Source organism: Rhodanobacter aciditrophus (genome assembly GCF_050026795.1).
GTDB lineage: Bacteria > Pseudomonadota > Gammaproteobacteria > Xanthomonadales > Rhodanobacteraceae > Rhodanobacter_A.
Map to the genome: position 1 here is coordinate 71932 of NZ_JALBWP010000006.1, position 25418 is coordinate 97349.

Annotated in this window: 20 protein-coding genes; 9 read left to right on the top strand and 11 right to left on the bottom strand. The window is 71.7% G+C overall.

Features of this window, described 5'->3' with window-relative positions:
• Positions 1–59 precede the first annotated feature (59 nt).
• Positions 60–1154 (bottom strand): ABC transporter ATP-binding protein, encoded by a 1095-nt coding sequence (locus ACQGNW_RS00400; RefSeq protein ID WP_426661107.1) that lies wholly within the window; start codon positions 1152–1154, stop codon positions 60–62.
• Positions 1155–1300: 146 nt separating this feature from the next.
• On the opposite strand from ACQGNW_RS00400, the gene ACQGNW_RS00405 reads away from it, so the two are divergent.
• The 9 genes from ACQGNW_RS00405 to ACQGNW_RS00445 all read left to right on the top strand — a co-directional run bounded on the left by ACQGNW_RS00405 (position 1301) and on the right by ACQGNW_RS00445 (position 11340).
• On the top strand, positions 1301–2656 hold the full coding sequence (locus ACQGNW_RS00405) for a GH1 family beta-glucosidase (RefSeq protein WP_426661082.1): 1356 nt from the start codon (positions 1301–1303) through the stop codon (positions 2654–2656).
• Positions 2657–2690: 34 nt separating this feature from the next.
• Positions 2691–4289, top strand: a complete 1599-nt coding sequence (locus ACQGNW_RS00410) for a GH39 family glycosyl hydrolase (RefSeq protein ID WP_426661083.1) — start codon at positions 2691–2693, stop codon at positions 4287–4289.
• A 292-nt stretch (positions 4290–4581) separates the two neighbouring features.
• The gene (locus tag ACQGNW_RS00415) at positions 4582–5271 is read left to right on the top strand and encodes a GNAT family N-acetyltransferase (RefSeq protein WP_426661084.1); all 690 of its coding nucleotides are present in this window, start codon (positions 4582–4584) and stop codon (positions 5269–5271) included.
• Between the two features lie 225 nt (positions 5272–5496).
• On the top strand, positions 5497–6015 hold the full coding sequence (locus ACQGNW_RS00420) for an XrtA/PEP-CTERM system exopolysaccharide export protein (RefSeq protein ID WP_426661085.1): 519 nt from the start codon (positions 5497–5499) through the stop codon (positions 6013–6015).
• 42 nt (positions 6016–6057) lie between these two features.
• Complete coding sequence (locus ACQGNW_RS00425; RefSeq protein ID WP_426661086.1) at positions 6058–7605, top strand: XrtA system polysaccharide chain length determinant; 1548 nt, start codon at positions 6058–6060, stop codon at positions 7603–7605.
• Positions 7602–8369 carry a P-loop NTPase family protein gene (locus ACQGNW_RS00430; RefSeq protein WP_426661087.1) on the top strand — a complete coding sequence of 256 codons (768 nt, stop codon included), beginning with the start codon at positions 7602–7604 and terminating at the stop codon, positions 8367–8369. The genes ACQGNW_RS00425 and ACQGNW_RS00430 overlap by 4 nt, the downstream gene beginning before the upstream one ends.
• Before the next feature lie 75 nt (positions 8370–8444).
• Positions 8445–9755, top strand: a complete 1311-nt coding sequence (locus tag ACQGNW_RS00435) for a surface lipoprotein assembly modifier (RefSeq protein ID WP_426661088.1) — start codon at positions 8445–8447, stop codon at positions 9753–9755.
• A 44-nt stretch (positions 9756–9799) separates the two neighbouring features.
• A complete protein-coding gene (locus ACQGNW_RS00440) occupies positions 9800–10525 on the top strand; it encodes an alpha/beta fold hydrolase (RefSeq protein WP_426661089.1) in 726 nt (241 codons plus the stop codon).
• Positions 10522–11340, top strand: a complete 819-nt coding sequence (locus ACQGNW_RS00445; protein ID WP_426661090.1) for an alpha/beta fold hydrolase — start codon at positions 10522–10524, stop codon at positions 11338–11340. Before ACQGNW_RS00440 ends, ACQGNW_RS00445 begins: the two co-directional genes overlap by 4 nt.
• Position 11341: 1 nt before the next feature.
• Here ACQGNW_RS00445 and ACQGNW_RS00450 read toward each other — a convergent pair whose 3' ends face one another.
• The 10 genes from ACQGNW_RS00450 to ACQGNW_RS00495 all read right to left on the bottom strand — a co-directional run bounded on the left by ACQGNW_RS00450 (position 11342) and on the right by ACQGNW_RS00495 (position 25364).
• Positions 11342–12541, bottom strand: a complete 1200-nt coding sequence (locus ACQGNW_RS00450) for a hypothetical protein (protein ID WP_426661091.1) — start codon at positions 12539–12541, stop codon at positions 11342–11344.
• The gene (locus tag ACQGNW_RS00455) at positions 12538–13707 is read right to left on the bottom strand and encodes a glycosyltransferase family 4 protein (RefSeq protein ID WP_426661092.1); all 1170 of its coding nucleotides are present in this window, start codon (positions 13705–13707) and stop codon (positions 12538–12540) included. Before ACQGNW_RS00455 ends, ACQGNW_RS00450 begins: the two co-directional genes overlap by 4 nt.
• Positions 13704–14345, bottom strand: coding sequence for a polysaccharide deacetylase family protein (locus ACQGNW_RS00460; protein WP_426661093.1), 642 nt, complete (start codon positions 14343–14345; stop codon positions 13704–13706). The genes ACQGNW_RS00455 and ACQGNW_RS00460 overlap by 4 nt, the downstream gene beginning before the upstream one ends.
• Positions 14342–15511: a glycosyltransferase gene (locus ACQGNW_RS00465; protein ID WP_426661094.1), complete on the bottom strand. Its 1170-nt coding sequence runs from the start codon at positions 15509–15511 to the stop codon at positions 14342–14344. The genes ACQGNW_RS00460 and ACQGNW_RS00465 overlap by 4 nt, the downstream gene beginning before the upstream one ends.
• Positions 15508–16623: a glycosyltransferase gene (locus ACQGNW_RS00470; RefSeq protein WP_426661095.1), complete on the bottom strand. Its 1116-nt coding sequence runs from the start codon at positions 16621–16623 to the stop codon at positions 15508–15510. The genes ACQGNW_RS00465 and ACQGNW_RS00470 overlap by 4 nt, the downstream gene beginning before the upstream one ends.
• Before the next feature lie 8 nt (positions 16624–16631).
• Positions 16632–17987 carry a phenylacetate--CoA ligase family protein gene (locus ACQGNW_RS00475; RefSeq protein ID WP_426661096.1) on the bottom strand — a complete coding sequence of 452 codons (1356 nt, stop codon included), beginning with the start codon at positions 17985–17987 and terminating at the stop codon, positions 16632–16634.
• A complete protein-coding gene (locus ACQGNW_RS00480) occupies positions 17984–19534 on the bottom strand; it encodes an oligosaccharide flippase family protein (protein WP_426661097.1) in 1551 nt (516 codons plus the stop codon). The genes ACQGNW_RS00475 and ACQGNW_RS00480 overlap by 4 nt, the downstream gene beginning before the upstream one ends.
• A complete protein-coding gene (locus ACQGNW_RS00485; RefSeq protein WP_426661098.1) occupies positions 19531–20973 on the bottom strand; it encodes an O-antigen ligase family protein in 1443 nt (480 codons plus the stop codon). Before ACQGNW_RS00485 ends, ACQGNW_RS00480 begins: the two co-directional genes overlap by 4 nt.
• Positions 20974–21046: 73 nt before the next feature.
• Entirely contained in the window at positions 21047–22177 is a 1131-nt protein-coding gene (locus ACQGNW_RS00490) for a glycosyltransferase family 2 protein (RefSeq protein ID WP_426661099.1), read from the bottom strand.
• Between the two features lie 31 nt (positions 22178–22208).
• Complete coding sequence (locus ACQGNW_RS00495) at positions 22209–25364, bottom strand: non-ribosomal peptide synthetase (protein WP_426661100.1); 3156 nt, start codon at positions 25362–25364, stop codon at positions 22209–22211.
• Positions 25365–25418 lie beyond the last annotated feature (54 nt).

The following is a 25418-nucleotide window of genomic DNA, read 5'->3' on the forward strand; positions in this document are numbered from 1 at the left end:
TGCGCAGTCACCAAGTAGAAGACATCCCCTGCAGGCTCGCAAGAGAGGACGCACGCGCCTCAGCCGATCCGCGCTCCATCGCGCGGATCGAAAAAGTGCAGGCGCCGCGTGGCGACGCCCAGGCGCACGGTTTCGCCCGGTGCGCAGGCGATGCCCGGCGGCGTGCGCGCGACCAATGGCAGGTCACCATAGCGCAGGTTGAGGAAGACTTCGTTGCCCACCGGCTCCAGCACTTCCAGCCGTGCTTCCACCGCGCCGGTGGGATCGTCGGCAGCAAGCGGGTGCAGGTCTTCCGGCCGCACGCCGAGTACCACTTCGCGCCCGCGCCAGCCATCCAGCGCATCCGTCTGCAGCGGTGTGCCGAGCCGGATCATGCCGTTCGTGGTGGCCAGCGCAAGGCCATCGTCCGCATGCAGCGTGCCGCGCAGCAGGTTCATCGCGGGGCTGCCGAGGAAACCGGCCACGAACAGGTTGGCGGGGCGCTCGTAGAGCCGCATCGGCGTATCTATCTGCTGGATCGCGCCGCGGTCGAACACCACGATGCGCTGGCCCAGCGTCATCGCCTCGACCTGGTCGTGGGTGACGTAGACCGTCGTGGTGCGGAAGCGGCGATGCAGCCGGGCGATCTCCACCCGCATCGACAGACGCAGCCGCGCATCCAGGTTGGACAGCGGTTCGTCGAGCAGGAACACCGCGGGCTGGCGCACCATCGCGCGGCCCAGCGCCACGCGCTGGCGCTGGCCGCCGGACAGCGCGGCGGGACGGGCGTCCAGCTGCTGATCCAGTTCCAGCAGGCGGGCCACGTCATTCACGCGCTGCGCGATCTCCGCGCGCGGCATGCCGCGCAGCCGCAGGCCGAAGCCGAGGTTCCCGGCCACCGTCATGTGCGGGTAGAGCGCGTAGTTCTGGAACACCATCGCGATGTCGCGATCCTTCGGCGCCACCTCGTTCACCACGCGACCAGCGATGCGCAGCGTGCCGGCGCTGATGGTTTCCAGTCCGGCGATCATGCGCAGCAGGGTGGTCTTGCCGCAGCCGGAAGGGCCGACCAGCACCAGCAGCTCGCCGTCGGCGATGTCGAAGCTGGCGCCGGCGACGGCGACGTGACCGTTCGGATAGACCTTGCGCACGTTGTCGAGACTGACGGTGGCCATCGGCGTTGTGTGCTCCCTGGTGGTCATCGCGCTGCGGTGGTCGCCGTCGCAGGAAAGGGCGTGCATCCCGGGACGGCGTTCGGCTATTCTCGGGATGTAATCGATTACATCAAGCCGCAGTGCGGCATTCGAGAGTTTCGCCATCCATGACTCCACGCTACCGCTTTCCGGACGGCTTCCTGTGGGGCGCGGCCACTTCCGCCTACCAGATCGAAGGTTCGCCGCTGGCGGATGGCGCCGGCCCCAGCATCTGGCAGCGCTTCGCGCACACGCCGGGGATGATGGCGAACGGCGATCACGGTGACGTGGCCTGCGACCACTACCGCCGCTACAAGGACGACGTGCAGCTGATGCGCGCGCTGGGCCTCAAGAGCTACCGCTTCAGCGTGAACTGGTCGCGTGTGCTGCCCGAGGGCACCGGGCGGGTCAATCCGAAGGGCCTGGACTTCTACTCGCGGCTGGTCGACGAGTTGCTGGAAAACGGCGTCGCGCCGAACGCCACGCTGTTCCACTGGGATCTGCCGGCGGCGCTGGACGACCGCGGCGGTTGGCTCAACCGCGACAGCGCGCACTGGTTCGCCGAGTACGCGGCGACGATGTTCAAGGCGCTGGACGACCGCGTGCCGTACTGGTCCACGCTCAACGAGCCGTGGGTGGTGGTCGATGGCGGCTACCTGCGCGGCGCGCTGGCGCCGGGCCACCGCAACCTGTACGAGGCGCCGATCGTCGCGCACAACCTGATGCGCGCCAGCGGCGCCGGCATCCAGGCCTATCGCGCGCACGGCCGGCATGCGATCGGTGTGGTGTTCAACATCGAGCCCAAGTACCCGGCTTCCGACAGCGCGGAAGACCTTGCCGCCACGCGGCGCGCGGACGCCTACATGAACCTGCAGTTCGCCGATCCGGCCCTGCTCGGCAGCTATCCGCCCGAGCTGCGCGAGGTGTACGGCGACGCCTGGCCGGATTTCCCAGCGGACGACTTCCGGCTCACGCGGCAGCCGATCGACTTCGTCGGCCTCAACTACTACACGCGCGCCGTGGTGCGGCACGACGCCGGCACCTTGCCGCTGCGCGCCGCACCGGTGCATCAGCACCATCGCACCCACACCGAAACCGGCTGGGAAGTCTATGAACAGGGCCTCGTCGACATGCTGACCGGTTTTCGCCGGCGTTACGGCGACGTCCCGCTCTACGTCACCGAGAACGGCGCCGCGTTCTACGACCCGCCCACGGTCGAGGGCGACGTGCTGGACGATCCGCTGCGCACGGACTACCTGCGCCGACATCTCAGGGCCGCGCACGCGGCGATCGCCGCCGGCGTCGATCTCCGCGGCTATTACGCGTGGTCGCTGCTGGACAACCTGGAGTGGTCGCTGGGCTACGCCAAGCGCTTCGGCCTGTACCACGTCGATTTCGCCACCCAGCAGCGCACGCCCAAGGCCAGCGCGAGGCTCTATGCGCGGGTGATCGACAGCCATGGCGAGGCCCTGGGCGAGGCATGAACCGTCGAACGATGCGCACGAAGGAGACGAACCGATGAAAACCAGACTGAAGCCGTGGCGGGTCGCGCTGGGCCTGCTGGCCGCGTGCCTGTTCGTCCCCGGCGCCGTGCAGGCAGGGCCCGCCGCCGGCGACGTCGTGCAGATTCGCGTCGATGCCAAGGCGCCGGGCACGCCGTTCCCGCACTTCTGGGAGCGGATGTTCGGCTCCGGCCGCGCCGTGCTGTCGCTGCGCGACGACTACCGCAAGGACCTCGTCGAGGTGAAGCAGGCCACCGGCTTCGGCTACGTGCGCTTCCACGGCATCTTCGACGACGACGTGGGGCTGTTCCACCTGGGCCGGAACGGGCAGCCGTTCTACAACGCCGCCGACAAGTCGGGCAAGGACGGCCGGCCGGTCTACAACTTCTCCTACGTGGACCAGATCTACGACGGCCTGCTGGCGCGCGGCGTGCGTCCGTTCGTGGAGCTGGGCTTCATGCCGCAGGACCTGAGCTCCGACCCCAGGGCGCTGCAGGATTTCTGGTACCACCCCAACGTGGCGCCGCCGAAGGACTACGCGCTGTGGGACGGCATGATCCGCGCGTTCGCGCGGCACCTGGTCGCGCGCTACGGCATCGATGAAGTGTCGAAGTGGTACTTCGAGGTGTGGAACGAGCCGAACATCGGCTTCTGGGCGGGCAACCCCAAGATGCCCACGTATTTCACCCTGTACGACCACACCGCGCGCGCGCTGAAGTCGGTGAGCCCGCGCCTGCGCGTGGGCGGGCCGGCCACGGCGCAGGCCGCGGAGGTCGCCGACTTCCTGAGGCACGCGCACGACGCGGGCGTGCCGGTGGATTTCGTCAGCACCCACGTCTACGGCGACGACACCGCGGACAACGTGTTCCACACCAGCGAGAACATCCCGCGCAAGGACATGGTGTGCCGTGCGGTGGACAAGGTGCACAGGGAGATCCTGGCCTCGCAGTACCCGAAGCTGCCGTTCATCATGAGCGAGTTCAACGCCTCCTACGCCAACCTGCCCAACGTCACCGACACCGTGTACATGGGCCCGTGGCTCGCCAACACGATCCGCGCCTGCGCCGGCAAGGTGGACGCGATGAGCTACTGGACGTTCTCCGACGTGTTCGAGGAAGGCGGCGTGGTGCGCTCGCCGTTCTACGGCGGCTTCGGCCTGATCGCCGAGGACAACATCCCCAAGCCGTCCTTCAACGCCTTCGCGATGCTGCACCGGCTGGGTGACGTGCAACTGCCGGTGGCCTCCGATTCCGCGCTCGCCACCCGCCGTGCCGACGGTACCCTGGTGCTGGCGCTGTGGAACTACGCGCCGCCGGTGGGCGACACCGCCAGCTACACGGTGGGCAAGCCGGCGGGTGCGGTGCGGCATTTCCGGCTCGACCTGTCGTCGCTGCGGGCGGGGGCCGAGGCCCGCGTGTGGCGGCTGGACGAAAAACACGGCAACGCCGTGGCCGCGTTCGACCGCATGGGGCGGCCGGATTTCCCCAGCCGCGAGCAGATCGCGCAGCTGCGCAAAGCCGCCAGGCCGGGCGCGCCGGAGCGGGTGGCACTGCGCGATGGCGTGCTCAACCTGGATATTCCGCCACAGGGGCTGGTGGTGGTCGAAGTGAAGTAGCGGCGCGGCGGCCGCGATCGCCGTCGCCGTCGCTGCCGCCACGGTCGACAGCACGGTCGACGCCAGGGCGAACCCGGCTGATCGGCGCGTCGGACGCACGGATCGTGCTCCACGGAACCCTGGCCCGCGGCGCGATGGCGCTGCCTGTGGCGGGTGGTGCCCGACCCGGATCGAGATCGCCGCGAAGGTGAGATAGGTCAAGCTGCCGCCAGCGCGCGGCGGCATGCTGCGGGCGCGTAAGGGCGGCCGGGGGCGTAATCTCGCCCGTGGCCGCGATAACGGAGGGAGCGCCGTGGAGCTGCTCGATCGACCGGTGTGGTCCAGCCTGGCCAGCCTGCATGCGGAGCTGGCGCTGGGCGATGCGCTGGCGAAACGCTACCGGGCGGAGATCAACCGCTTCGCCTCCGCACGGGATGATGGAGATGCCGCGCTCACGGCGCTGACCCGGCTGGTGCGGCCGGCAGAGTCGGTGTTCGTGCTGCAGGTGCCGGAGATCCGCGTCCCGCCGGGCCTGGTGGCGAGCCAGCGCGCCATCGGTGTGCAGATGGTTGCCGCAGAGCGCATCGCCCCGGAAGCAGGCCCCGACGCCGTGCTCGCGCTGGGCGACGCGGATGCGCAGGAGATGCTGGCGCTGGCCACGCTCACCCAGCCCGGACCGTTCCTGCGCCACACCCATCGCATGGGACGCTTCGTCGGCATCCGCATCGACGGACGGCTGGCCGCGATGGCCGGCGAGCGCTTCCGTTTTCCCGGGTACACCGAGGTCAGCGGCGTGTGCACGCATCCCGACTTCCGGGAGCGCGGGCTGGCCCGGCGCCTGTCCCGGCACGTCGCCGCCGGCATCGCCGCGCGCGGCGACAGGGCTTTCCTGCACGCGTGGAAGAGCAACACCGCGGCCATCCGCCTGTACGAATCGCTGGGCTTCCGTTTGCGCTGCGAGGTGAACGTGGCGGTGCTGGAGCGCGCCGCCGGGCCGGGCTGAGCCCGCGTGCCTCGGCCGCGCCGGTTGGCGGGGGACGGGCGCTGGCTTCACACCGATTTACGATATCCGGATTTACATTATGCTAACGTCGAAGTCTCAAATTCAGGGGGAGGGACCGCCATGAAGCGCTGGATTGTGCTTGTTGCACTGGTTTTCGCTCTTATACTGTCCGGTTGCTCTTCGGTATCTCCATCGACCCGGCCGCCCAGCATCAACACCGACGCCATGGCCGTCAGCGCCTACCGGATCGGCGTGGACGACCAGGTGCAGGTCACCGTGTGGCACAACCCCGACCTCAGCGTGTCGGTACCGGTGCGCCCGGACGGCAAGATCACCGTGCCGCTGATCGGCGACGTGCAGGCCGGCGGGCAGACGCCGGAGGAAGTGGCCGCCACGATCAAGGACAAGCTCAAGGCCTACGTGCGCGACCCGCAGGTGGCGGTGATCCTGACCCAGCTGCGCAGCCACGAGTACCTGGCCCGCGTGCGCGTCACCGGCGCCGTGCGCACGCCCGTCTCGCTGCCTTACCGCCAAGGCATGACCGTGCTCGACGTGGTGCTCGCTGCCGGCGGCGTCACCCAGTTCGCCTCGCCCGACCGCACCGAGCTCTACCGCCATGCCGGCAAGGGGGACAGCCAGGCGTATGCCGTGCGCCTGGGCAAGATCCTCAACGACGGCGACCTGGCCACCAACTATCCGCTGCAGCCCGGTGACGTGATCACGGTGCCGCAGCGCAGCTTCTGAAGCAGACGCCCGAGGGGGCCTCAGGGAGAAGAGGCGAGCGCCATGAACGAACAAGCGATTTCACTGCAGAGCCTGCTGCCCGTGCTGCTGGAGGAAGGGCGTCGCCGGCGCATCGCGCTGGCGCTGATCTTCGCCGCGATCACGCTGGCGGCCCTGGTGGTCGGCGTGCTGTGGCCGAAGAAATACGAGGCCTCCACCACCATCCTGGTGCAGGAGAGCAACATCATCGCGCCGCTGATGAAGGGCGCGGCCACGCCCACCGCCAACGCCAACCGCGCCGACATCGCGCGCGCAGTGATCCTCAGCCACAAGGTGCTGGACCAGGTACTCGCCGCGGGCGGCTGGCTGGCCAGCCATCCCAGCCCGGTGGAGCTGGATCGCATCACCAACGGCATCAAGTCGCGTACCGTGGTGAGGTTCTCGCGCGACAACCTGCTGACCATCAGCTACTTCGACTCCGATCCGGTGCGCACCTACAAGGTCACCCGCCTGTTCGGCCAGCTGTTCATCAGCGAGAGCCTGGCCTCCAAGCAGCGCGAGAGCCGCGACGCCTTCGACTTCATCAACAGCCAGGTCGAGGCCTACAAGCGCAAGCTCACCAGTGCCGAGGACAAGCTCAAGGCCTACCGCGAGAACAATGCCGATGCGCGCCCGGGCAGCGAGGCCGCGACCGCCGGGCGCATCAACGAGTTGCGCTCGCAGGTGGAAAACGCGCGCATGGACCTGATGGAGAAGCGTTCGCAGGAAGCGTCGCTGGTGGCGCAGTTGTCCGGCGAATCGGAGGTCACCGCGGTGCAGACGGCCGAGGGCGTCTATCGCGCGCAGCTCGCCGAGCTGCAGGCGCAGCTGGACAAGCTGCTGCTCACCTACACCGATGACTACCCTGACGTGGTGCGCGTGCGCCACCAGATGCAGGATCTGCAGCAGCAGCTCGCGCGGGCCGAACAGCACCGGCAGAACCCGGCCGACGGCAAGTCGATGGCGCTGGACGCCAGCGTGCAGTTCAATCCGCTCTACCAGCAGCTGAAGAGCCGACTGGCGGACCTGCGCGGCCAGATCGCCGCGACCGCTGCGCGGATGAGCGCCAGCGAGGCGATGCTGCAGTCCGAACTCGACCGCAGCCGCCGCATCGCCGGCTCCGAGAACGCCACCGCCGACCTGACCCGCGACTACGACGTCAACCGCGACGTCTACCAGGACCTGCTGAAGCGCCGCGAGAACGCGCGCGTGTCGATGGACCTGGACGCCACCCAGCAAGGCCTGACCTTCGTGGTGCAGAACCCGGCGATGATGCCGCTGATCCCTACCGGCCTGCGCTTCATGCATTTCGCCGTGGGCGGCACCGCGCTCGGTCTGGCCTTGCCGCTGGGCCTGCTGTTCGGCATCGCCCGCTTCGATCCGCGGGTGCGTTCGGCCGAGCAGCTCGAACGCCTCACCGGCCTGCCCGTGCTGGTCACCGTGCCCTACTACGCCACGCCGCAGGACCGGCGCCGCATGCAGCTGCGCAACCTCGCGCTGGCGCTGATCCTGGCGGTGGTGGCACTGTCCTACCTCACGCTGCTCGTGCTGAAGCTCAAGGGGGCGGCATGAAGCCCGAAGAATCGATCTCCGCCACCGTGCGGCCAGCCCGGATGGACGGTGGCGACCACCTGCCGCAGCCGGCCTCCGAGCATTCCATCGCGCTGATGGCCGAGCCGCGCGCGCTGGCGCCGCGGCAGCTCGAAGAGCGCCGGCTGATCCATCGCGAGGCTTCGTCGCGGCAGCAGTCGGACGCCTTCCGCGAACTGCGCACCCGCCTGCTCAGCCTGGGCGGCACCGGCAATTTCATCACCCTGGTGGTCGCGGTCAGCCCGCGCTCGGGGGCCAGCTTCGTGGCGCGCAACCTGGCCGCCGCGTTCGCCTTCGACGAGGCCCGCACCAGCCTGCTGATCGACTGCAACCTGCGTTACCCGGAGCAGCACCGGGCGCTGGGCGTCGATCCGGCCAACGGCGGCCTGATCGACTTCCTCGAGCACCCCGCACAGGGCATCGCGTCGAGGATCTACGCCACCGGCGTGCCGCGCCTGCGGCTGATCCCGGTGGGCGAGGTGCGCGAGGGCAGCGGCGAGCACTTCTCCTCGTTCCGGATGCACGCGCTGCTCGACTCGATGCGCCACCGCTACCCGGACCGCTACCTGTTCCTGGACGGCCCCACCATCAAGGGCTCGCCGGACGCGCGCATCCTTTCCGATCTCGCCGACTTCGTGGTGGTGGTGGCCGGCTACGGTCGCGACACGCCTGCCGCGATCAGCCAGGCGGTCGCCCATTTCGAGCCGGAGAAACTGGCCGGCGTGGTGTTCAACCAGGCGCCCTGAGGCCGCGGCGGGCGGCCACCCGGGCAGGACGACGGGTGGATTTCGTCGCCGCGCCATCCATCGCAGGAGGCATCCATGTTCCCATCCACCCGGCTTGCCCGCGCCATTGCGCTGGCGCTTGCATTCACCGCTGCGCCGGCGCTCGCCGGCCAGCTCGACTACTCGTTCTACGGCGGCGTCGAGCACAGCGACAACATCAACCTCAGTGCCACGGCGCCGGACAGCCAGTGGGTGCTGATCCCCGGCTTCGGCTTCGATTACACCGAGCAGGGCGCCACGCTGCAGACCCACCTGACCGGCGCGGCGGAATACCGCGACTACATGGGCGGCCCCTACTCGAACCAGAAGCTCGGCGAGCTGGCCGGCCTGGCGAACTGGACGGTGCTGCCCGGGCGGCTGGATTTCACCGCACAGGACTATGCCAGCGTGCAGCCGATCTCCACGCTGTCGAGCGACGCGCCGGGCAACCAGCAGCAGACCAACGTGCTCGCGGTGGGTCCGACCCTGCACTTCAACCTGGGCAGCGCGTTGCGCGGGCAGGCGGAGCTGCACTACATCAACAGCCGCGCCTCGCGCACCACCGACTTCAACTCCTCGCGCGGCGAGGCCGCGTTGCGGCTGATCCGCGACGTCTCGCCGACCGGCCAGCTCTCGCTCAACCTGGAAACGCAGAAGGTCAATTTCGACAACAGCGGCGAGGTGGACTACCGCCGCGACGAGGCGTTCGTCCGTTTCGTGCGCAAGCTCGCGCACCTGGATCTCGACATGGCCGCGGGCTGGTCGCGGATCCACCTGGGTGGCGGCATGGGTTCGTCCTCCGATCCGCTGGTGCGCGCCAGCGTCCTCTGGCACGCGAGCACCCGCAACGCGTTCGGGGTCTCGTTCGCGCGCGGCTATTCGGACGCCGCGCAGGACCTGATCAACCTGGCCGGACCGGTGGAAGCCGGCGAGCCGGTTTCCGCCCCGCTGAGCATCCAGACCGGCGGTGCGGTGATCGGCAGCGGGATCTACCTCGAGCGGCGCCTCGACGCCCACTACAGCTACAGCGGCGAGCGCTTCACCCTCAGCGTGTCGCCGTGGTATCGCAAGCTGCATTACGTGGAAGGCACCCAGCCGGACGAGACCGGACGCGGCGGCGACGCCGGCGCGGATTACCGTCTCAACCCGCGGCTGACGCTGTCGGCGTTCGCCAACTACGAACGGGAGAGCTACACGACGCTGGCGCGCCGCGACACCACGCGCAACGTCGGCGTCGCGCTGCGCCAGCTCATCAACAGCCACTGGAGCTGGCGCGTGTCGCTGGTCGACCGCCGCCGCACGAGCACCGCTCCCGACGCGGGCTATCACGCGAAGGAAGTCTATCTGGGGGTCGTCTACCAGCGATGACACCGGCACCGGAGCCCTGCCAGTTCGGCCACGATGGAGCGCTGATGGGCATGTACCACGGCGTGGCCGGCCATGCGCCGGTAGGCATGCTGCTGTGCCCGCCTCTGGGTCAGGCGCTGCTGCGCACCCATCGCGTCTACCGCCAGTTGGCCGGGGGCCTGGCTGCGCGCGGCATCGGCGTGCTGCGTTTCGACTACCGCGGTACCGGCGATTCCGCCGGCGACAGCCTGGCGCTGGACTGGCAACAGTGTCTTGACGACGTCCGCAGCGCGGCGGCCGAGCTGCGCGTGCGCAGCGGCTGCGCGACGGTGATCGGCTTCGGCGCGCAGCTGGGCGGCAGCCTTGTGCTGGCGGCGGCGTCCGCGACCGGCTTCGCACAGCTGATCCTGTGGGACCCGGTGCTGGACGGCGCGCGCCACGTGGCCGAACTCGACGCCTGGCAGGAAGCGCTGCGCACCGATCCGCTGCACTACGCCCGGCCGCGCAGCGCGGAGGATGCGGCCGGGCAGTGGCTGGGCTTCCCGGTCAGTCCGCACTGGCGTGCGCAGGTGGCGGGCTGGCGCGCAGCGCCGGCGCGCGCGCCGACGCTGATCCTGGATTCGCGCGCCGCGCCGGCGGCAGGCGACTGGTCGCCGCTGGCCGAGGCCGGTGCGCGTGTGCTCGCCATGCCTTCGGTCACGCATTGGGGCGACCTGAACCGGCTGGAGCACGCCATCCTCGCCCCCGACCTGCTGCGCGTGGTGGGCGAGGCCGTGGAGCAGGCCGCATGATGGCCGAGCGTGCCTTCCGCTTCGGTCGCGCCCGGCACCTGGTGGGCATGGTGGGGCTGCCGCCTGCCACGTCCGGCACGGTCGGCGTGATCGTGCTCAACACCGGCTTGATGCATCGCGTCGGTCCGTTCCGTCTGCACGTGGACCTGACCCGCCGGCTCAACGCACGTGGCTATCCCACCCTGCGCTTCGACCTGTCCACCATGGGCGACAGCGGGGCCAGTGCGGAAGCCGGCTCGCGCGAGCAGCAGATCCGCGCCGACGTGCGCGACGCCGCCGCACTGCTCGCCGGCCAGGCCGGCTGCACGCGCTTCGTGCTGATCGGCCTGTGCCGCGGCGCGCAGAACGCGCACATCGCCTGCAGCGAGGCGGGGGTGGCCGGCGCGGTCTTCCTCGACGGCTACATCTACCGCACCGCCGGCTTCAAGCTGCGCCACTACCTGCCGCGCATGCTCAGTCCCGCGCGCTGGCGGAGCTTCTTCGCGCGCAAGCTGCGCCAGGCGGTGGCTCCCGAGGAGGTCGTCTTCGGCAGCGTCTATCCGCCGCGGGCCCAGGTGCGCGGCGAGCTCGCCGCCATGCTGGCGCGCGGGCTGATGCTCTATTTCGTCTACAGCGGCGGCATCGGCGAGCAGTTCAACCATCCGCGCCAGTTCCGCGAGTGCTACGGCCGCGGCGTGGCCGGGCACCCGGCGCTGCGCATGGACCTGCTCGACGGCACCGACCACACCTACACCCTGCTGTGCGACCGCGAGCGCCTGTTCGGCCACGTCGAGGCCTGGCTGCTGGAACACTTCCCGCCGGCGCCGGCGGGCTGAGTCAGCCCGCCGCCTCGCGCGCGGCTGCCGTCGATCCGGCGCACCGCCGGTGCGGTGGCGGCGGCAGCGAGAAATCGCGCCAGTCGTCGGGGTTGCCGGTCTTGCCGGCCTCGGCGGCCTTGATGATGTTGTACATCTCGCGTGCGGTGACGTAGTGCAGCACGTGGCGCGTGCCGTCGTTGTACCTGCGCTCCAGGTGCGTATGCATGCGCTCGGCCGCCTCGCCCAGCAGCGTGTCCATGTCGCGCTCCTGGGTGCCGTGCGTGTGCACCTTGACGAAAATCCACTCGGGCCGGCCCTCGACGTGGATGCCGGTGCGCACCCAGTGGTCCACACGCGCCGGCGTGGGTGGACAGCCGCGGCGCACGTCGGCGTTCTCGATGCGCGGCAGTAGGCCCAGGCGCCGTTCGCGCCAGTTCAGGCCCAGCGGCCCCTGCACGATCATCAGGTCGCCGCTCGGTGCGCCGCCCACGCGCACCGGCACGCCGGTGTCGTGCGACTTCGGCCGCGCGGGATCGTCGGTGGCGTAGTAGATGCTGTTGACCATGCGCGTCTGCGTGTCGCTGGGCGCGGAGGGCAGGGTGAAGTCGGCGTAGCAGCCCAGCTCGCGCAGCAGGATCAGCTCGTTGTTGAGCCCGCACCAGCGCCCGTCGGCGCGCGAGTTGTCCAGGCACCAGTTGCCGTGGATGAAGCCGAAGCGCAGCTGGCCCGTGGCGGGATCGCGCGGCAGCGCGCCGTGGCGCTCGTGCAGCAGCCGGTTGAAGCGGTCGATGGTGGCGGTGAAGTTCGCCGCCGTGTCGTTGTCATGGTGCAGGTGGATCTCGATCTCGCCGTAGCCGTCGGCGCAGAGCGCGGCGAGCTTGTCCAGGTGTTCCTCGACGTATTCCTCCTCGGGGTAGAAGAAGCTGTGCTGCGGCGGGCGGCCGTCGGCGTCGCGGTGGCGGCCGGCCAGTGCGCGGTAGTCACGGCACCAGCGGTCGACGCGGGCGCGCTGGGTGGCCAGGTCGACGCGGCCCCAGTTCGGCTCGAAATGGTCGACGAAGCAGAACATCACGTGCACCGGCCCGTGCGCCGGGCGCCGCGGCGGCCGGCGGCGCAGGTAGCTGCCCAGCCAGGTCTGCATGTTGCGCGAGCGGATCGCCAGCGCCGCCGCCACGGCGAGCAGCGCGAGCATGGCAAGGGCGGCGAGCACGGCGATCATCGCCGCGCCTCCGGCAGCAGGCCGAGCAGCTGCTCGGCGTTGTTGCGCCACTGCCGTTCGCGCACGATGTACTCGCGCGCGGCCGCGCCCACGCGTCGGCGTTCGCCGGGCCGCGCGGCCAGCTCCAGCACGCGCTGCACGCAGGCCTGCGGCTGGCGCCGCGGGAACAGCCAGCCGGTCTCGCCGTCGCTGACCACTTCGGCGACCGGCGCGTAGTCGGGCGCGACCATCGCCACGCCCATCGCCATGAACTCGAACAGCTTCACCGGCGAACCGTAATGGTTGGAGTCGGGCAGCACGGCGTAGTCCATGCAGGCGATCCAGGCGGGAATCTCCTGGTGCGGCACGCGGCCGGGCAGCAGGATGCGGTCGGCCAGGCCGCGTGCCTGCACCAGCGCGCGCACCTCGGGCAGGCTGCGGCCATCGCCCACCAGCACCAGCACCAGCTCGGGCGCCTCGGCCAGCCGCGCGGCGACCGCCTCGACGAAACCGTTGACGCCGTGCCAATGCACGAAGGCGCCGACGTAGCCGCATACCACGCGTCCCGCCACGCCGCGCTCCGCGCGCAGCCGTTCGCGGTCATGCCGCGCCGGATCGAAGCGGGCGAGGTCGGCGGCATTGGGCGAGACCACCGACGGGGCGAGGTCGCCGTAGGCGGCCTCGGCCTGCTGCCGGAACCAGCTGGAGATGAACACCAGCCCGGTCGCCCGGCGCAGGCACCAGCGCTCCATGCGCCGCGCCAGCGATTTCAGCCAGAGCGGGCGCACCCGCTCGACCAGCGCCGAATCGTTGATCTCCAGGATCACCGGGATGCCGCGCCGTCGCGCCAGCCACACGGTGGCGCACAGGAACAGCGAGTAGCGCTCGTAGACCAGCTGCGGCCGGAACCGCGCGAACGCGCGCCGCATGCGCGCCAGCACGACCAGGTTGTAGCCCAGTTCCAGCACCTCGAACAGCACGCCAGGCATGCGCGAGACGGCCGCGCCGAGACGGCTGCGCCCCTGCGGCCGCGCGGCGCCGGCAACCGGCTCCTGTTCCGGGTCCGCGCCGGGGAACGACATCACCCTGACCTCGTGGCCCAGCGCGCGCAGTGCGCCGACCACGCCGCGGATGTGCACGCCCTCGACATCGCGTCCGCGCGTGCGGTGGTGGTAGAGGATCCTCATGCGCGCGCCGCCGGCAGGGCATGCAGCCGGCGGCCCTCGTCGCGCCACGCGGGCAGCAGGCGCGCGAGGATCTGCGCGGCGCAATCGCTGTCGTCGTGCATCAGCACCACCTCGCCGTCCGCCGGCGGCTGCCGCTGCAATCGCGCGGCCAGCTCCGCGGCCGGGCGCTGCTGGTAGTCCAGACTGTCGTAGGACCAGTAGGCAAGGCTGCGGCCGCGCCGGGCGAAGGCCAGCAGCAGCGGCAGCGACACGTCGCCGCGCGGCGGCCGGAAGCGGTGCGCGCCGGCGCGGTCGAAATCCTGCAGCAGCCGGTCGGTGCGCTCCACCTCGTCCAGCTGCGCGCGCAGGCCGAGCCGGTGGAACTGCCGGTGGCTGTACGAGTGATTGCCCAGGGCATGGCCCTCCGCCACGATGCGCTCGACCAGCGCGGGATGCTGCTCGATCCGTTGGCCGACCAGGAAGAAGCTGGCCCGCGCGCCGTGCCGGGCCAGCAGGTCCAGCAGCCGGGGCGTGTGCAGCGGATGCGGACCGTCGTCGAAGCTGAGATAGAGCGCGCCCGGCTCGCGCGGGCCGTGCACCAGCACCAGGCGTGCGGGCAGCAGGCCCAGCAGTTGCTGCCGCGTGGGCCTGATCCTCATCGCGGCACCTCCGCCGCGACGCCGGCACGGAGCGTCTGTCGCAGGATGGCGTCGAGGCGGTCGATGTTGGTGTCCCAGTTGAAGCCGCGCGCGTGCTCCGCGATCGCGGCGTGGTCCCAGGCCTGCGCCGTCGCCTTCACCAGCGCGTCGGCCAGCGCGTCGCGGTCGCCCGGCGGCACCAGCCGGCCGGCGTAGGCGGGCACCACCTCGGGAATGCCGCCCACCCGCGTCGCCACCACCGGCGTGCCGCAGGCCATCGCCTCCAGCACCACGTTGGGCACGCCCTCGTTGTGGCTGGGCAGGCACAGCAGGTCGGCGGCGCGGAACCAGTCGGGCAGCGCCTCGTGCGGCATCGCGCCCGCGAGCCGCACGCGCGTGGCCACGCCGAGCACCTGCGCGCGCGCGGCCAGCGCGGCGCGGCACGCGCCTTCGCCCACGTAGGCCAGGCGCGCCTGCGGTTGCGTCGCGGCCAGCGCGGCGAAGGCCTCCAGCAGGTCGAGGCAGCCCTTGCTCTCCTTGAGGTTGCCGACGTAGAGCAGCAGCGTGCCGCCGTCCTCCAGGCCGAGCCGCGCCCGCGCCGCCGCCCGGTCGCCGGGCGCGAAGCGCCGGCCGTCGACGCCGTTGTAGATCGCGTGCACGCGCGCCGGGTCCGCGCCCAGCGCCACGGCCTTGCCGGCCAGCGCGCGGCTCACCGCCACCACCGCGGCGGCGCCGCGCAGGGCCGCGGCGATCTGCGGCCGGCGCAAGGCATGGGTGGCCTGCACGTTGAGGTCGCTGCCGTGCACCTTCACCACGTACGGAATGCCGAGCAGGCGCGCCAGCCAGCCGGCGGCCACCGCATCGGGATAGGCCCAGCTGGCCAGGATGCCGTCGTAGCCGGCCGCGCGCAGCCGCCGGCCGCGCTGCAGCAGCAGCGAGAGCAGCCAGCACGCCGCGTGCAGCGCGCGGCCGAACCGCGGCGGGTAGACGAACACGAAATGGTCGGTGGCCAGCCCCGGCACCCGCACCTCGCCGCATCGGCCGCGCAGGCGCTCGCGGAAATCGACTGCGGTGAGCACCTGCACCTCGTGGCGCCGGCCCAGCCGCTCGAACTGCTGGCGGTTGAACGCGCCGCGCAGCGGATCCCAGGGCGTGGGAAACAGGTTGGTCAGCACCAGCAGCTTCATGCGCGCGGACTCCCCGCCTCGTAGAGCGCGGCGTAGCGCAGCGCCATCGCCTCCAGCGAGCCGCCGGCTTCCATCATCGCGCGGGCGGCCGCGCCGAGGCGGGCGGCGTGTTCCGGGTTGCGCAGCAGGCCGAGGATCGCCTGCGCCAGCGACTCGACGTCGCGCGCCGGCACGATGGCGCCGGTGGTGCCGTGCCGCACGATCTCGCGGTTGCCGCCGACGTCGGTGGCCACGATCGGCAGCGCGGTGGCGGAAGCTTCCAGCAGCGCCATCGAATAGCCCTCGCTCACCGAGGACAGCACGAACACGTCCAGCCCCTGCAGCAGCTCGCGCACGTCGTCGCGCTCGCCGAGGAAGCGCACCGCGCCGGCCACGCCTTCCTCGCGCGCGCAGGCCTCCAGCTCGCGCCGCAGCGTGCCCCCGCCGATCAGTACCAGCACGCTGTCCGGCAGCGCCGCGCGCACGCGGCTGAAGGCGCGGATCAGGCTGACCTGGTCCTTCGCCCAGTTGAGCCGCCCCACCGTGCCGACCACGCGCGCCTCTGGCGGCAGGCCGAGCGCCTGGCGCAGGCGCTCGCGGGCGGCCGGCGAGGCAACGGCGAACTCCTGCACGCGCAGGCCGTTCGGCACCACCCGCAGCTTGCGGCGCGGCACCAGCCGATGTTCGAGGGCGCCGTCGCACGCCGCCGCGCACACCATCGCCACCGCATCGGTGCACGCGAGGCTGGCGCGATAGAGCATCTCGGCGCGATTCCAGCGCTGCATGCCGCCCATGCCGTGGCGGGTGTTGATGACCTTGCCCACGCCCAGCCCGAGGCTGGCCAGCACTGCCAGGTAGTGCGCCACCGCGTTGTGGCTGTGCAGCACCTCGGTGCGGTGGGCGCGGATCAGCTGCCGCACGCGCGACAGCGCGCCGAGGTCCAGCCCGCGGCGCTTGCCGCAGGCGTGCACGGGGATGTTTGCGGCATCCAGTTCCTGCGCCAGCGCGCCGCGCTCGAACACGCACACCACCTGGCAGCGATGGCCCTGCTGCTGCTGCAGCTTGACCAGGTCGAGCACCACGCGCTCCAGCCCGCCGCGGTTGAGGTTTTCCACGATGTGGGTGATGTTCATCGATGCGTTCATTCGGCCGGGGCGGCGAGGGTGGATACGGTGACGCGCAGCTTGCCGCTGGGCGTCAGGGGGATGTCGTCGACGATGCGGCAGTCGAGCGCGACGCGGTCGCCGGCCACCCTGGCCACCTCGCGGCGGATCCAGGCCATCGAGGCGTCGTCGAAGCGCTCGTCGCAGACCAGCGCCAGGTCGAGCCGGTCGAGCCGGCGCTGCACCAGCTGGAAGCGGCGCAGGCCCGGCACGTCCTTCAGCATGTGCGGGAAGAACTCGCCGGGCAGCAGACGGCCGTCCGGCGTGCGGATGGCGTCCAGCCTGCGGCCATCCACGTGCGCCAGCAGCGGCAGGCCGCGCCCGCACGGGCAGGCCGCGGTGTCGGCGGTGGCCATGTCGCCGTTGGCATAACGCAGCAGCGGCATGCCGTAGTTGGACAGGTCGGTGAGCAGCACCTCGCCGCTGTCGCCCGGCGTCGCGGCGCCGTGCAGCTCCACCACCAGGTGGTCGGCGTTGACGTGCAGGCCGTGGCGGTGCTCGCACTCGGAGGCGATCAGCATCACCTCGCGGCAGCCGTAGGTGTTGTAGGCCGGGCAGCCGAACGCGCGTTCGATCAGCTCGCGCTGGAACCCGTGCAGCGCCTCGGCCGCGCCGAGCACCGACGCCGGCCGCGCCACCGTGCGCCGGTTCTCCAGCAGCCACTGCGCCAGGCGCACCAGCGGGCCGACGTAGCCCACGATCACCTCCGGCCGGTAGGCGTCGATCGCATCGGCGTACTCGCCGAGGTTGGCGTCGGTCATGTGGAAGCTGTTGAGCATGCGGCGCGCGAACGCCGCGTGGTACATCCGTTCCTTCAGCTGGTGCAGCCGCTGCGGCTCGCCCACCGCGCCGCCCCACAGGAACAGCGTGCGCCGGCCCATGCGCGCGCCGGCCCAGCCGTAGCCGCGCCACATCACGGCGGTGCGCCGCTCGTTGCTCTCGCGGGTGTAGCCGAAGCGCAGCGGCTGGCCGGTGGAGCCGCCGGTGGCCTTGTACAGCAGATGGTCGTGCCAGCCGTCGGCCTTGAACTCGTCGAAGTGTTCGCGGATCTCGTCCTTGCCCAGTACCGGCAGGCGCGCGTAGTCGTCGAGGCTGCGGATGTCCGCTGCCGCGATGCCGAGTTCGCGCCAGCGCCGGCGGTACCAGGGCACGTGTTGCTCGCAGTGCCGCAGCAGGTCCTGCAGGCGTTGCAGCTGCAACGCGCGGATCTGCTCGGGCGCCAGCCACTGGTCGCGCTCGTAGCCGGCGAGCCAGGCCAGGGTGCGGCGCCGGCGCAGGCCCGTTTCGTAGGCCGGATAGAGCACGTGGCGAAACAGCTGCTCGTAGGCGCTCATGGTTGCGGCCCCGTGCGCGCACCCGACCAGTCCAGCAGGCGCCCCAGCAGCAGCGGGCGCCCCGCCGCGAAACGCCGGTGCAGGCCCTGCAGCTGTTCGATGTCCGCGTGCGTCCAGCAGCGCAGCCACAGCGTCAGCGGCAGGTAGGCCGCGACCAGCAGCGGGCCGCCCAGCAGCAGCGTCGCCAGCGGCGGCAGGTGCAGCGGCAGCACCAGCGAGGCAATCGCGCCGGCGAGCACGGCGGCCAGCGCGATGCGCGCGAGCCGGCGCCACTCCAGCGGCGAGCCGCCCACGCGCATGCCGAGCAGCAGGTAGGCCGAGGAGCTGACCAGCGCGGCGACGACGATCGCCGCCATCGCGCCGTGCAGCCCGAAATGCCGGACCAGGGTCACGTCCATGGCGATCTTGAACACGCCGAACAGCAGGGTGAGCGCCAGGATCACGTGCTGGCGGTCGGCGCTCACCAGCAGGCTGGTCGCGCCCTGGGTCGAGGTGTACAGCGCGCTGGCCAGCATGCACAGCGCGAACACCGGCGCCGCCGCGGCGTAGGCGGCGCCGTACAGCAGCTCGATCACCGCGGTCGCGAAGCAGGCGCCGAAAACCACCACCGGCGCGCTGAGCATGACCAGGTACGAGGTCACCGCCACGAAGCGTCGCCCGCCGGCGGCACGCCCCTCGCTCAGCGCCTTCGCCATCATCGGCAGAAGCACCGCGCCGAACACGCCGGGCACCAGCAGCATGATGCCGCTGGCCAGCTGGTAGGCCACCTTGAAGTAGCCCGCGGCGGTGGCGCTGGCGAACAGGTTGAGGAACAGGATCTCCACGTCGCTGGCGATCAGGAAGCTCACGATGATGGTCAGCGAGACGATCTTCAGGTGCCGGCGCACGCGCCGCAGCAGTTCGTGCGGCAGGCCGCCGTGGCGCGGCAGCGGCGCCAGCAGCCGGTGCACCTGGTACTGCGAGGCGAGCAGGAACACCGCGCTGGAGATCGCATACATCACCACGAACCACAGGATGTCGCCGTGCAGCAGCATCGCGGTGACCACCAGCACCAGGTTGGTCGGCGCCGCCACCAGGGTGATCCGGGCGGTGGCGTCGAAGGCCTCGAAGCCCTTGGCGATCGCCACGTTGAACATGTACGGCGCGCGCATGCCCACCGCGGCCGCGAGCAGCGCGAATTCCGGTGCGTCCAGCTCGGCGGCGTAGCGCTGCCCGAGCAGCAGGTACAGGCACAGGCCGAGGCCCAGCACCACCAGCAGGTGCCAGCGCTGCACCTTGCGCATGTGGGCCAGCATCGGCCGGATCAGCTCCGGCTGCCGGCTGCCGCGCAGCTCCGCCACGAACTTGATCACGCCGGTGGTGATGCCCGAGTTCGTCACCACGATGCCGATTGCCGCGAACCAGATGAACAACCCGTAGATGCCGTAGTGCCGCGGCCCCAGGTGGCGCGCGATCAGCACCGCGCAGACCATGCCGAGGAAGTACTCGACGTAGATCCCCAGCGAGGAGAACAGCGTATTACGCAGGGTGAGCGAACGTGGGGTCATGGCATGCGCAGCAGGACGGCGACCAGCACGTAGAGCGCGATCACGGCCATCAGGGAGATCGGCAGCCAGCGCCAGCCGCTGGCCGAGAGGGTGAAACGCGGCAGCGTGTCGTGCCGCAGGCGCATGCCGGTGTAGTGGCCCACCACGATCGCGGCCAGCGTGTAGAGCATGATGTTGTAGCTGCGGCTGAGGAAGAACGCAGCGGTGAAGAAGCCGCACAGCGCGCAGAACAGGGTCAGCGACAGCGCCTGTTCGGCGCGGGTCCGGCGACCCTCCGCCGCGGCGCCCTCGCGGTCCGCCGCGGCACCGGCGCCACCCGCCGCGACGAGCGGCACGCGCGCCGCGGCGATCCGGCGGCGCTGCGGCAGGATGGTGCCGGCGCCCGCGGGCAGCGCCGGCACCAGCGCCAGCCGCGCCGGCGGGCGCATCGCCGCCACCGCGCGCACCGAGGCCCGCAATGCCAGCGCCAGCGCGGACTGCAGACGCAGCAGGCGCCACATCATCCAGAAGCAGTAGCCGACGAAGGCCAGCCAGGTCACGAAGCCCAGGAAGCCCGTCTCGGCCAGCACCAGCACGAAGGAGTTGTGCGCGGTCAGCGCGTTGTAGTCGGTGAAGTTGCCGAAGCCCACGCCGAGCAACGGGTGCGTCTTGAACATGTCGAAGCCCTCGTACCACGCGTCCACGCGGCCGAAGGCGGATTCCTCGTCCGGGTCCAGATCGTCCATGCGCGTGGACGGCAGCAGCATCAGCCCGAGCAGGCCGACGCAACTCAATGCGCCGGCGGTGAGCAGTCCGCGCCGCTGCCACAGCCAGACTGCGCCCATCATCAGCACCGCCAGCTGGGTGCCGCGCGACTTGGTCAGGTAGACGCCGGCGAGCAGCAGCACGATGCCGGCGCGCCAGAACCAGCGGCCGAGGAAGCCTGCGCGCGAGGCGAGGCAGAACAGCATCGGCAGGGCCATCACGAACAGCAGGCCGAGGTCGTTGGGGTCGTTGAAGATGCCCACGTAGCGGATGCGCCCGTCCTCGCCCAGGGTCATGCCGGTCCAGCCCACGCCGTGGGTGGCCTGCTGCACGCTGTGCACGGCGAGCACCATCGCGCACAGCCCGATCACCGCGAAGGTGGCGGCGGTGCGGCGCGTGCTGTCGAGGGCGCTCGCCAGCACGAAGAACACGATCAGCGACGGCCCCAGCTGTTCCACCACGAACTCCGCGCCGCCGACCCAGCCGTTGACCGCCAGCGACACCATCGCGATCAGCACGAACACCGGCAGCAGCAGGAACTGCGGTGCGCCGGGCGTGCGTGCGCCGCGCAGCAACCAGCCGACGAAGGCCAGCAGCAGGGTGACCGACATCACCGGTACCCCCGCCATGCCCGGCAGGAAGTCCTGCGGTCGGACGATCGCGAAGCCGAGGTAGACCAGGATCAGCAGGAACATGCGCACTCCCTCCGCCGCGCGTCCGCGCGTGCACCGTTGCATGTCGCCGGCCGGGCCCGGCCACTCCAGTCGATCACCACAGGTGCAGCCTCCGGTTGCGTGCGAACGCCAGCAGCGCCTGCGCGGCGAACAGGTTGAGATAGCAGAACGCCGTCAGCAGCCGGATCGGCAGGCGCGCGCCCAGCGCCGGCAGCAGGCGGCCGGCCACCACCGCGGCCACCACCGCGAGCAGGCCCAGCGCGGTCAGCGCGAACAGCGCATGACGCGGCGCCAGCGCCGCGGCCGACAGCGCCAGCGCCAGCAGCAGCCACGGCGCCAGCAGGCGCAGCAGCTTGTGGCTGACGAAGCGGAACCACAGCGGATTGCGCCAGGGCAGCAGCAGCCACGGCGCCAGCTGCACCAGCTGGTAGTTGCCGGCCAGCGTGCGGATCTTGCGGCGCTGCTCCTCGCGCGGCTGCTGCGAGCTGCCGTCCCAGGCCACCGCCGCCGGTTCGTACGCCACGCGCCAGCCGGCCGCGGCCACCTGCATCGGCACCAGCACGTCGTCCAGCACGGTGCCGGGCGGCAGCGGCCGGAACAGCGAGCGGCGCACCGCGTAGAGCGCGCCGCTGACGCCGATCGCCGAGCCGGAGCGGCTCTCGCTGGCGCGGAGCAGCGTCTCGTAGCGCCAGTACGCGTCGATGCCGCGGGCGAAGCCGGTCTGCGCGTCGAACAGGCGCAGCTGCCCGCTGACCGCGCCCACGTGCGGATCGCCCAGCACGGCGACCAGCCGGCGCAGCGCGTCCGGTTCCAGCCGCTGGCGCACGTCGGTCATCAGCAGCACCTCGCCACGTGCCTGCGCCACCGCGTCGTTGAGGCAGGCGGCCTTGCCGCGGCGCGTGGCGAACTCCAGCACGCGCACGCGCGCGTCGCCGAGCTGCCGGCAGCGCGTGGCGCTGTCGTCGCGGCAGCCGTCGCAGGCCACCACGATGTCGAGCAGCGCGGGCGGATAGTCCAGCGCGAGCAGGTTCTCCAGCTTGGCGCGCACGTGCTGGGCGCCGTCGTGCACGGCGAGCACCGCGGTGACGCGCGGCTTCCATGCGCGCGGCTGCAGCGGCCGCGGCCGCCAGCGCGCCAGCGCCAGCATCCACAGCGGGTAGCCCACGAAGACGTGGGCGAGGCCCAGCGCCGAGAGGGCGAAGACCAGCACGGCCAGGTCCGTCATGGCCGCATCCCCGCGTCGTTCGCCGCGCGCGTCATCGGACCCACCCCAGGCGCCGGCGCAGGCGCTGCAGCAGCGAGTCCGCCGCGGCGTCCGCGGGCCGTTCCGGCAGCTCGCTGGCCAGCGTCGCCAGCGTGCCGGAAGCCACGTCGAGCAGGTGCAGCCGCACCGCGGTTTCCCGCTGCACGCGTGCCACGAATTCCGCCGCCAGCAGCGAGTGGCCGCCCACGTCGAAGAAGTTGTCGTTGGCGTCCACGTGCTCCACGCCGATCAGCTCGCGCCAGATCGCCGCGAGGTGGGCCTGGCGCGGATCGGCCAGCTCGCCTGCCGGCGCCCGCCCGCCGCGCGGCGCGGCCGCGGACGGCTTCGGCAGGGCCTTGCGGTCGATCTTGCCGTTCGGCGTCTTGGGCAGGGCCTGCAGCCGCTCGATGCGCTGCGGCTGCATGTAGGCGGGCAACTGCCGCTGCAGGCGCGCACGCAGGCGTTCCGCCAGCCCGTCGTCCGCGGCGGCCGCCACGTACAGCACCAGGCGCAGGTCGTTGTCGCCGAAGGCCTGCGCCACGGCGACGCACTCGCGCACGCCGGGTTCGGCGGCGGCAGCGGCCTCGATGTCGCCGGGCTCGATGCGGTAGCCGCGGATCTTGATCTGGTCGTCGGCGCGCCCGCCGAAATACAGCTGGCCGTCGCGCCAGCAGCCGCGGTCGCCGGTGCGGTACATGCGGCCGCCCGCGAACGGATCGTCCACGAAGCGCTCGGCCGTGAGGTCGGGGCGGTTGAGGTAGCCGTCGGCCACGCCGTCGCCGGCGATCCACAGCTCGCCGAGCACGCCCGGCGGCACCGGCTGGCCGCGCTCGTCCAGCACGTAGATGCGCGTGTTGGCGATCGGCTTGCCCAGCGGAACCGGCTCCATGCCCGGCTCGATGCGCGCCACCGAGGACCAGATCGTGGTTTCGGTGGGGCCGTAGAGATTCCACAGCTCGCGGCAGTTCCCCGCCAGCGAGCGCGCCAGCGCCAGCGGCATCGCCTCGCCGCCCACGAACAGGCGCAGCCTGCGCACCACGTCTTCGCGGCCGATGCCCTGCAACAGGCGTAGCAGCGAGGGCGTGGTCTGGAATACCGTGCAGCCGCTGCGCGCCATCAGCTCGTACAGTGCCGGCGGATCGCCGTGTTCGGCGGCGGTGGCGATCACCATGCGCCCGCCGCTGACCAGCGGCAGGTACAGCTCCAGGCCGGCGATGTCGAACGACAGCGTGGTGACCACGCACAGCGTGTCGTCGGCGCCGTAGCCCGGCCGTTCGCGCATGCTCTCCAGGAAGTTGACCAGGTTGCGGTGCAGGATGCGCACGCCCTTGGGCTGGCCGGTGGAGCCGGAGGTGAACAGCACATAGGCGAGATCGTCGCCACGCACGGCGGGCAGCGGCGCATCGTCCGCCGCCTCGGCGGCCAGCGCGCCCACCGCGAGGCATTCGCGCCCCGCGGCCAACGCCGGCGGCGGAGGCAGCGCGGGCGCGACCAGCAGGTGGCGCAGGCCGGCGTGCCCCGCCATGTAGCCGAGCCGCTCCTGCGGGAATTCCGGGTCCAGCGGCACGTAGGCGGCGCCGCTCTTCAGGATGCCCAGCACCGCGACCAGCATGTCCAGGCTGCGCGGCACGTACACGCCGACCAGGTTGCCCCGGCCGATGCCGCGGCGCCCCAGCGCCAGCGCCAGCGCGCGCGTGCGTTGTTCAAGCGCGGCGTAGTCCAGCGCCTCGCCGGCGCATTCGACGGCGGTGCGCAGCGGCGAGCGTCGCGCCTGGGCGGCGATCAGCGCGGGCAGCGCCAGGTCGCGGTCGTAGTCGCGGGCGGTGTCGTTCCACGCGTGCAGCACCTGGGCGCGCCCGGCGGCGTCCAGCAGGGGCAGCGCAGCGACCGGCAGCGTCGCCGGATCGCGCGCCTCGGCGAGCGCCTCCAGCAGGGTGGCGTAGTGGCCCAGCCAGCGCTGCAGCGTGGCGTCGTCGAAGCGCGTCGCCGCGCCGTGGAACTCGATGGTCAGGGCGTCGCCTGCCGGCGCCACGCGGGCCTGCAGCTCGCCCAGCAGCGCGACGCATCCGCCGTCGAGCACGCGGTGGCGCAGGCCGGCGAAGGCAAACTCCGGCAAGCCGGGGTCGAACTCGAACGAGACGCCGGTGAGGGCCGCCTCCGCGCCACGGCGGTGCAGGTCGAGCGCGCGCAGCAGGCCCATCACCGTGACGTCGCCGTGCGTCTTGGCGTCGCGCAATGCGCCGGCCACCCGGGCGAGCAGCGCGGCCACGTCCTGCGCCGGCTCGATGTCCAGGCGCAGCGGCAGGACGTGCAGCGGGCCGCCATGCATGCCGACCGGCGCGCCGACGGCGAAGTCGCGCTGTCCGCTCATGCGTATGAGGAAGGCCGCGTAGCCGCCCAGCAGCACTTCGTGCAACGTCAGGCCGCAGCGTTGCGCCAGCCGGCGCAGGCCGGCGACGGTGTGTGCCGGCAGCTCGCGCCGTGCGCCGGCGGCGTCGAACTGCGGCCGCGGCGGCGCGGGCCGGTCGGCGGGCAGGGCCAGCGGATCGGGCAGGCTGGCGTAGCGTGCGCGCCACCACGCGAGCGATGCCGCAGGCGCCTCGTCGTCGGACGGCGGCAGCGGCGCCGGCGGCGCCGCCGGCTGCCGGCCCGCGACGAGCGCGCCATAACCATGCGCGAGTTCCGCCAGCAGCCGGCCGGTCGCACGGCGATCGAGCACCAGCTCGTGCGCGTGCAGCAGCAGCGCATGCCGCTCCTCGCCCAGCCGCACCAGCGCCAGCTGCAGCAGCGGCGGCCGGGCCGGGTCGAACGGCGTGTGCAGACGCACCTGGATGTGGGCAGCGAGGCGCGCCTCCGCGGCTTCGCCGTCGGACGAGAAATCGTGCCGCGCCCACGGCAGTGGCAAGCGGTCGTACACGTGCTGCATGCGCCCATCGGCGGACAGCCCGATGCGCAGGGTGGCGTGCCGCCGCCACAGCAGGGCGGCGGCCTGCTCCAGCGCCGCGGCGTGCAGCGGGCCGTCCAGCCGCACCACCGTGAGATGGGCGAGCGCCAGCATGGCACCGTCGCCGTACTGGCCGGCCAGCCATTTCTCCTTCTGGATTTCGCCCAGCGCAAGCGCGGAATCGGTGTGCGGTTCCGCGGCTCGGCCATCATGGATGTCGTTCATGCGGGTTCCTGTTTCGAGCAATCCCCTGTGCAACGCTCATTGACCGAAACGGCG